At 67.6% G+C, this 7,711-nt stretch carries 6 protein-coding genes; 3 read left to right on the top strand and 3 right to left on the bottom strand.

The genetic code is table 11. From position 1 onward, the window contains the following. Window positions 1–801: IS1182 family transposase (locus H0W38_RS11525; RefSeq protein ID WP_292454054.1), on the top strand; the 801-nt coding region annotated here is incomplete at its 5' end. A 310-nt stretch (window positions 802–1,111) separates the two neighbouring features. Here H0W38_RS11525 and H0W38_RS11520 read toward each other — a convergent pair. The 3 genes from H0W38_RS11520 to H0W38_RS11510 are packed head-to-tail and all read right to left on the bottom strand — an operon-like array spanning window position 1,112 to window position 6,545. Continuing rightward, entirely contained in the window at window positions 1,112–3,688 is a 2,577-nt protein-coding gene (locus H0W38_RS11520) for an NAD-dependent epimerase/dehydratase family protein (RefSeq protein WP_292454052.1), read from the bottom strand. 26 nt (window positions 3,689–3,714) lie between these two features. Beyond that, entirely contained in the window at window positions 3,715–4,701 is a 987-nt protein-coding gene (locus H0W38_RS11515; protein WP_292454050.1) for an SDR family oxidoreductase, read from the bottom strand. Continuing rightward, on the bottom strand, window positions 4,698–6,545 hold the full coding sequence (locus H0W38_RS11510) for a glycoside hydrolase family 15 protein (RefSeq protein WP_292454048.1): 1,848 nt from the start codon (window positions 6,543–6,545) through the stop codon (window positions 4,698–4,700). Before H0W38_RS11510 ends, H0W38_RS11515 begins: the two co-directional genes overlap by 4 nt. Before the next feature lie 193 nt (window positions 6,546–6,738). On the opposite strand from H0W38_RS11510, the gene H0W38_RS11505 reads away from it, so the two are divergent. Together H0W38_RS11505 and H0W38_RS11500 are read left to right on the top strand one after the other, a co-directional pair. Continuing rightward, a complete protein-coding gene (locus tag H0W38_RS11505; RefSeq protein ID WP_292454046.1) occupies window positions 6,739–7,092 on the top strand; it encodes a hypothetical protein in 354 nt (117 codons plus the stop codon). A gap of 238 nt (window positions 7,093–7,330) precedes the next feature. Continuing rightward, the coding region (locus H0W38_RS11500; protein WP_292454043.1) for a HupE/UreJ family protein at window positions 7,331–7,711 on the top strand (381 nt) is incomplete at its 3' end.

The raw sequence follows: 7,711 nt of genomic DNA, 5'->3' as shown, positions 1-7,711 counted from the left end.
AGGACGCAGTTGAAGGCCGAGCCCGACGGACAACTATCGATGACGGATCCCGATGCGCGGTCGATGGCTACCAGTCGACTGGGTTCAGCGCTTGTGGGCTACAACGTTCAGACCGCAGTCGACGCGAAGCACCATCTGATCGTCGCGCACGAGGTCACCAACATTGCCAGCGATCGGGCGCAGCTCAGCAAGATGGCGCTGGCCGCGCGTGAAGCGATGGCCCAGGTCGAACTGCATGTCGTTGCCGACCGCGGGTACTTCAGCAGCCTGCAGATCAAGGCTTGCGAAGACGCAGGGATTGCGATGTACGTGCCCAAGCCGATGACCTCCAATGCAAAAGCAGAAGGACGCTTCAGCAAGAACGACTTCATCTACATCGCCCGTGACGATCAGTACCAGTGCCCCGCAGGTCAGCGCGCCATCTATCGGTACACGTCAGAGGATGGCGGCCTTCAAACGCGCACGTACTGGAGCAGCGCGTGTCCAGGATGTCCGATCAAGGCCCAATGCACCACCAGCGGCAACAGGCGCATTCGCCGCTGGGAGCATGAGGCCGTGACGGAAGCGGTCCAGGCAAGATTGGACCGGTGGCCGGGCGCGATGACGCTGAGAAAGCGGACCATCGAGCATGTGTTCGGAACGCTCAAGCACTGGATGGGTTCGACACACTTCCTGACGCGAAGACTGACCGGCGTCAGCACAGAAATGAGTCTGCATGTGCTGGCTTACAACCTCAAACGGGTGATCGCCATGCTTGGCATTGCCGAAACGATGAAAGCGATGAGATTGGCGAGCGCGTAAGCGCATTTGCAGTCCCAAACCAATTAACGAGGCCAGCCAAGACGACCGAACTGAAGGTGCCGAAAACCGCGATTACTGTGCAATGCAATCATCCTCAGACCGGGAATTGGCCGTCGAGCCATCAGCGATGCACTTCGGTCGCGTTCTCACACAACCTCGACCGATTGCCGACCGATGCGGGGCTGGATTGATCACAGCGTTCTTTGGCCGATCGAACGCGACTTGGTATGAAAGGGGCGGCGGGCTGATGCCGGCCCGCCGTTTCCGGCAGCATGTGCTTCCAGAGGCGGACCAATGAACGCCGGGTCTGTCACAGCACGAAGCGATCCCAGCTCCCGTAGTGCTCCACGCTGCGCGGGCCGCGCGGCAGGCTGAGCGCGATCACCCCAAGGCCGATGGCGATGCTCGCGCCCGCGGCCAGCGTCGAAGCGCCGCCCAGCACCCAGGGGGCCGCGATCAGCCACAGACCCAGCGGCACGTTCAAGAAGCGCAGCAGCCGGCCCACCTCTGCCATCGCGCACACCGCCACCGTGAGGATCAACGCGCCGACCAGGTGGTCGCTGTCGGCCATGGGCGGCTCGCTGCCGAACAGCGGCCGCGTGAACATCAGCGCCACGCCGAGCGCGGCGCTGGCGACCAGCGTCCACGGCACGGTGACGCCGCGCAACGCCGAGGCCACCGATTTGCGAAGCGGCGCATCGAAGCCGGCGAGCTCGTCCTTGCGGCTGCCTGGCGAGGCCCCGCCGGTGAAGAAAGTGCGCCAGAACGGCTCGCCGCGGCGGTGGCTCTGCACCAGGTACTGGCCCATGGCGACCAGCTCGTCCAGCGTGTAGGGAATCATGATCAGCATCGCCAGCGCGGCAGCCAGGCACAGCGTGCACCAGGTGCCGATCATGATCGGCTGGATGATGATGAAGCCGATGCTGACCACACCGAGCGGCACCACCACGACGCCGAACATGGCCACCATCCACGGCATCGTGCGCCAGCGGCTGCGCCCGCCCATCACGCCCATCAGCACCTCGAACACGTAGCTCACGGCGCCCAGGCCGGCGTCGGCGATCGGCAGGGCCTTGGAGACGTCGGAGGTGATGATCGTCTCGGTGGCGTTGAGCCCGCCGGTGCCCGCGAAGAAGGGCTCCCACACGCCCTCGGTGTGGCCGAGCTGGTAGGCGGTGAGCTGGCGCGAGATCACGAAACCGATGAAGCCGAGCGCGACGATGGGCACGCGCTGCAGGTAGGTCGAAGGGCAGTAGCTCCAGCCGACCGGCAGGTCCGATTCGTCCATCATCGACGCCATGCTCATGCCCGGCATCATGGGCACGAGGATCGCGAAGGCGATGACGAGCGAGCCGATCAGCGTGTCGTTGGTGTAGATGGCCGCGCTCGGGGACCAGAACAGCAGCGGCGCGAACAGCAGCCACACACCGACCGCCGTGTTGGCCCAGGGCGCCCAGCGAAAGCGCTGCTGCGAGAGCGACAGCACGCTGAACAGCATGACGAGCGCGCCGCTCACAAGATCGCTCCAGCCGAGCCAGGCCATGCGCTCGGCGGGGTCGGCCAGGCCGCGATCGGCCGTCACGCGCAGCACCGCATCGCCGAAGGCCGGCGCGTCGAAGGCGCCGAAGGCGAACGCGCTGCCGACCAGCCAGGCGCCGAGCATCAGGTTGACGAAGTGCGGCCACAGCATGCCGAAGTGCATGTCGCGCATTTGCTGCATGTGCTGCTTCATGTCGGCCTGGCCGAGACCAGGCTCGCGGCCATGACCGTGGCCGTGTTCGCCCGTCTCGGGCGCGTCTTCGCCGAGCACTTCCGGCGCCTTGTCGGCCACCACCGCCGGATTGAGCTTGTTGGCGCGGTACCAGCCGCTCGGGTCGGCCTTGAGCGCGCGGATCATCTCGGGCAGGTGTTCGAGCAGCGAGTGCCGCGGGCGCCAGCCGAGCAGCCGGGCGGCGCGCGAGATGTCGACTTCGTAGTGGTCGCTGGCGATGTCGACCATCCACGGCCGCACGAAGGGATCGACGTCGAACACCTCGGCCTCCAGCGTCGCACCCAGGCGCGCCACGGCCGGCGGGATGCGCACCGTCTCCCAGTGCTCGCCATGGATCAGGCAGCCGATGGCATCCTGCAGTTCGCGAAAGGTCGGCGTCTCGGGCTCGGCCAGCAACAGCGCCACCTCGGGCGGCAGCTCTCGGCGGCGCTCGACGATCCGCAGCAGTGCATCGACCAGATCGTCGAGGTGCAGGAAGGGCTGCCCGCTGTCCGGATCGCCCGGGTAGACACCGCTGTCGGGCCGGCGCTCATGGATGCGGGCGATCTGGTGAGCGAGGAAGGCGGCGTGGCCCTGGTCGTCGTACACCCCGGCCGGCCGCACGAACACCGCCGGGATGTCGCCTCGCTGTGCCCGGATAAGCATCTCCGTCTTGATCTTCGATTCGCGGTAGGGCAGCTTGGGGTCGATCGGCGCGTCCTCGTCAATCGGTTCGCCGGGACGGCCGGGCGCGTGGACCAGCAGGGTGCTCATGAAGACGAACTGCCCGAGCTCGAAGGACTGCAGTTCGCGCAGCAGGCGTTCGGTGCCGCGCACGGTGACGCGCTCGTAGTCGGGATGCGGCTTGCCCTCGAGGTCGAAATAGGCCGCGAGGTGGATGACGGAGGCGATGCGCGCGCCGTGCTCTTTGTGCACGCGCTTCAGTGCGCGGCAAACGCTGTCGTCCGATGCGAAATCGACATTGATCGTCTCGGCCGCGCCCGGTGGCTCGGGCGATCCGGCCCGCTCCAGCGCGAGCACGGTCCAGCGCTCGGCCAGCCGCTCGACCAGCGCACGGCCTATGAAGCCGGCCGCGCCGGTGATGAGCACGACTTCGCGTGTGGTGCTTTCGTTCATCCGTGCTCCTGGCGCCGTGCAGTGGTTCAGACGAAGAAGGCCACGGCAGCGCCGGCCAGCGCGATCACCGCGACGGCTGCAACGCCGGCACGGTGCTTCGACAGCCCCCATTGCAAACTGTGCTTGCGGGCCCGCGTGTTGAATCGACCCCTTGCACCGAAGGCACCCGGCACCGGCGCGAACAGGTTGCCGGGCCGGTAATCGGCAGCCGGCCCCTCGGTCTGCTGCCCGCTCCACGCGCTGCTCGCTGCCATGCGGTCGCCCAGACCGGGCAGCACGCGGCTCGAAAGGATCGCCTTCACCGCCGGCCAGCCGACCCACCATTCACGCTTGTGGCGGCCGGCCGCCCGGACGATCGCCTCGCCCGCAATCTTCGGCTGATAGATCGGCGGCACCGGCTGTACCAACTGCGGTAGCTTGTTGCGCGCCCACTCGAACTGCGGCGTGTTGAAGGCCGACAGGTGAACCATGGTCACGCGCACCTTGGAGCGCTCGTGGATCAGCTCGCAGCGCAGCGCGTCGGTGAAGCCGCGCACGGCGGCCTTCGCGGCGCAGTAGGCCGATTGCAGTGGGATGGAGCGGTAGGCCAGCGCCGAGCCGGTCTGCACGATGACGCCCTCGTTGCGCGGCAGCATGCGTTTGAGGGCCGCCTTGGTGCCGTACACGGCCCCCAGGTAGGCGACCTCGGTGACCTGCTTGAACTCCTCGGCCGTGGTTTCGGTGACCGGCGCGAACACCGTCGTCGAGACGTTGTTCACCCACACCGAGATCAAACCGAGTTCGCGCTCGACGCGCTCGGCAGCGTTCTCCACCTGCACCGCGTCAGCCACGTCGACCGCGATGCCGAGCGCGGTGCCGCCGGCCTCGCGCAACTCTTCGCACGCGGCCTGCACGCGATCGTCGTCGCGCGCCAGGATGGCAACCCAGTCGCCTTGCTTGGAGAACGCGCGCGCGGCGGCACGGCCGACGCCGGCCGAACCTCCGGTGATGACGACGATGCGCGGTCGGTTCATGACTGTGCCGAGCCGCTGGGCCGCCGCTGCATCGCGTCGATGGTCAGGGCCGACTGGATCAGCGCCAGGTGCGTGAAGCCTTGCGGGTAGTTGCCCAGCAGTTGACCCCCGACGGGATCGATCTCCTCGGACAGCAGGCCCAGGTCGCTGCCGAAGGCGGCGATGCGCTCGAACAGCGTGCAAGCCTCGTCGAGGCGGCCCTGCAAGGCGAGGTTGTCGACCATCCAGAAGCTGCAGATCGCGAATGTCGCCTCGCCGCCGGCCAGGCCGTCTTCGCTGCGGTAGCGGTAGACGAGGCCGTGCGCGCTCAGTTGCTCGGCGATGCAGCGCACGGTGGAGACCATGCGTTCGTCGGTCGCCGGCAGGAAGCCCACCAGCGGCATGAGCAGTGCGCTGGCATCGAGCGCACTGCCGCCGAGCACCTGAGTGAAGGCGCCGGCCGCGGCGTCGTAGCCCTGCTCGAGTATTGCGGCGCGCACGGCATCGCGCTCGCGGCGCCAGGCCCGCACGTCGCCCTGCAGCTTGCCGGCGGCTTCGAGCCGCAGCGCGCGATCGAGCGCCACCCAGCACATCAGCTTGGACGACACGAACTGCTGCGGCGGGCCGCGCACTTCCCACAGGCCGTGATCGGGCTCGCGCCAGCCGGCGGCCGCGCGATCGGCCAGGCGGCGCAGCACCGCGCGCAGCCCGGGGCGGATCGGCTCGTCCATCTCTTCCAGGCAGCGCAGAGCGGCGTCGAGCACATGGCCGTAGACGTCGAGCTGCTTCTGGCCGACCGCCGCATTGCCGGTGCGCACCGGCGCCGAGCCGCGGTAACCGGCGAGGTGATGCAGCTCGTGCTCCGGCAGATCGCGGCCGCCGTCGAGCCGGTACATGATCTGCAGGTCGCCCTCGCTCTCGCTCTCGCCGAGGGCTTCGAGCCAGCGGAAAAAATCCATCGCCGCCTCGTGGTAACCGATCGACATGAGCGCGTGCAGCACCAGCGCCGCGTCGCGCAGCCAGCAATAGCGGTAGTCCCAGTTGCGCACGCCGCCGATCTGCTCGGGCAGCGAACTGGTCGGCGCGGCCACGAGCGCGCCGGTCGGCGCGAAGCTGAGCAGCTTGAGCACCATGGCGCTGCGGCGCACCTGCGGCGCGTAGGGCCCTTCGTAAGTGCACAGCGCCTGCCACTCGCGCCAGTGGCGGCGGGTTTCCTCGAGCAGCGCTTCGGGATCGGCTGTGACCAGGGAATCGTTGCCGGCTTGTGCGCCGCCATGCGACAGCACCACCCAGAGCTGCTCGCCCGCATGCACCTCCAGGCGGGCGGACACGGTGCCGTTGTTCAGTTCGAGCCTGGTGGGTGGCGTGACGCGCAGCAGCAGGATCTCTGCCACGGTGCTCGCCCTGGCGCCATCGGGCGTGAGGCGGATGTCGGCGGGAATGCGGGCGAAGTCGAAGGTCGGCCTGAACACCAAGTCCAGCGTGGCGCGTCCGGCCAGCCCGTCCACGCGCCGCAGCAGCCGGTGGCAATGCGGATCGTCGATGCCCAGGCGGCTTTGCGCGATGCGCGCGCTGTGCATGAAGTCGGTTACTCGCACCCGGCCGCCCGGCATGGTGAACTCGGTCTCGAGCACCGGGCCGTCTTCGCCGTAGCGCCGCGACGACGTGTGCTCGCCGGCCGGGCCCAGGCGAAGGAAACCGCCGCGTTCAGCGTCGATCAGCCGACGGAACACCGCACCGCTGTCGAAATGCGGCAGGCAGCACCAGTCGATCGAGCCGTCTCGCCCGACCAATGCGGCTGTGTGTGTGTTGCCGAGGAGGGCGTAGTCGGAAATGGGCCGGTACGTCGGGCTTGGCGCCGACATGTCCAAGTCTCCTCGGGCCATCCGGTGGGAACACGAGTGAAGATCCGCTGCCATCGCAGCTGCGGTGGCAAGTTCGGTGCCTGAAGCAACAGGCAGGGTCGGCGGCTCGCCGCAGCGGTGTTTTGCGCCGCGCTGCGGGCTGCGCATGCCGACGAGGCGTGAGGATGTTTGCGACCCGCTTAGACTGCGCCGCATGAACCGCGCCGGCATCGTCATCGCCTTGCTGTTTGCCATGCTGTGGCAATCGATCGCGCTGGCGCGGGCGGGCTCCACGGTCGAAGCCGTCTCGGACCCCGCTCACGCGGCGCTGCACTGGCAGGACGAAGGTCATCATCACCATGACGACGGTTCCCATCACTTCGACGATTCCGACGACTCGGTGCAGCACTTGTTCGTCGATCACGTGACGGCGCCCGTTGCGTTGTTGCATGCCGTCTCGACATCGATGGCCCCGCTCGGGTCCTGCGCGCCGAGTCCGCAATGCGTGAGCATGGCGCCGCAGCCGTTCATCGACGGCCCGCTCAGACCCCCGCGCCTGGCCGCCTGAATCACCGCGAGGTGCCCGCGCTCTCCTGCGCAACACGCACCTCGGAGTCGGCCACTCACCAGCCTGAGCGCTCGCTTCGTGCGAGCGGATGCGCTCATCGTTGCCTTGCCGAAGGCTCGGCTTCCCGATCACGAGCATCGTGAAACATCGTTGGCGTTCGAGAAGCCCGCCTCACAGACCCGACCCGCTGGTTGCCCGCCGGCAAGAACCCATTGCGCCTTTTTACTTCGGAGTTTCTATGGACCTGCTCTGCTCCAGCCTTGACCGGTGCTCGCCGATCACGCGGCAAAGCCGCTTGCGGCCCCTGCTCATCGCACCGAGCCTCTTCCTGCTCCTGTGCGCCAGCGCCTTCGCCCACGGCGTGGCCGAAGGCGACAAGGGCTACATCCAGGAGATCACCGGCGTCAATCTGCTGCCCTTCGTCTATCTTGGTGCCAAGCACATGGTCACTGGTTACGACCACCTGCTGTTCCTGTTCGGGGTGATCTTCTTTCTGTACCGGCTGCAGCACGTCGCCCTGTACGTCAGCCTGTTCGCAGTCGGCCACTCGGTCACCTTGCTGGCCGGCGTGTACTTCGGCAGCAACGTCAGCGCCTACCTGATCGACGCCATCATCGGC

Source organism: Methylibium sp. (assembly GCF_013817365.1).
In the GTDB taxonomy this organism is placed as follows: domain Bacteria; phylum Pseudomonadota; class Gammaproteobacteria; order Burkholderiales; family Burkholderiaceae_C; genus Methylibium.
This window is presented reverse-complemented; position numbering and strand designations above follow the sequence as displayed.

Excerpts from the sequence above, each read along its gene's own strand:
- H0W38_RS11520 (WP_292454052.1), bottom strand. The coding sequence starts at position 3,688 with ATGAACGAAAGCACCACACGCGAAGTCGTGCTCATCACCGGCGCGGCC.
- H0W38_RS11515 (WP_292454050.1), bottom strand. The coding sequence starts at position 4,701 with ATGAACCGACCGCGCATCGTCGTCATCACCGGAGGTTCGGCCGGCGTC.
- H0W38_RS11510 (WP_292454048.1), bottom strand. The coding sequence starts at position 6,545 with ATGTCGGCGCCAAGCCCGACGTACCGGCCCATTTCCGACTACGCCCTC.
- H0W38_RS11505 (WP_292454046.1), top strand. The coding sequence starts at position 6,739 with ATGAACCGCGCCGGCATCGTCATCGCCTTGCTGTTTGCCATGCTGTGG.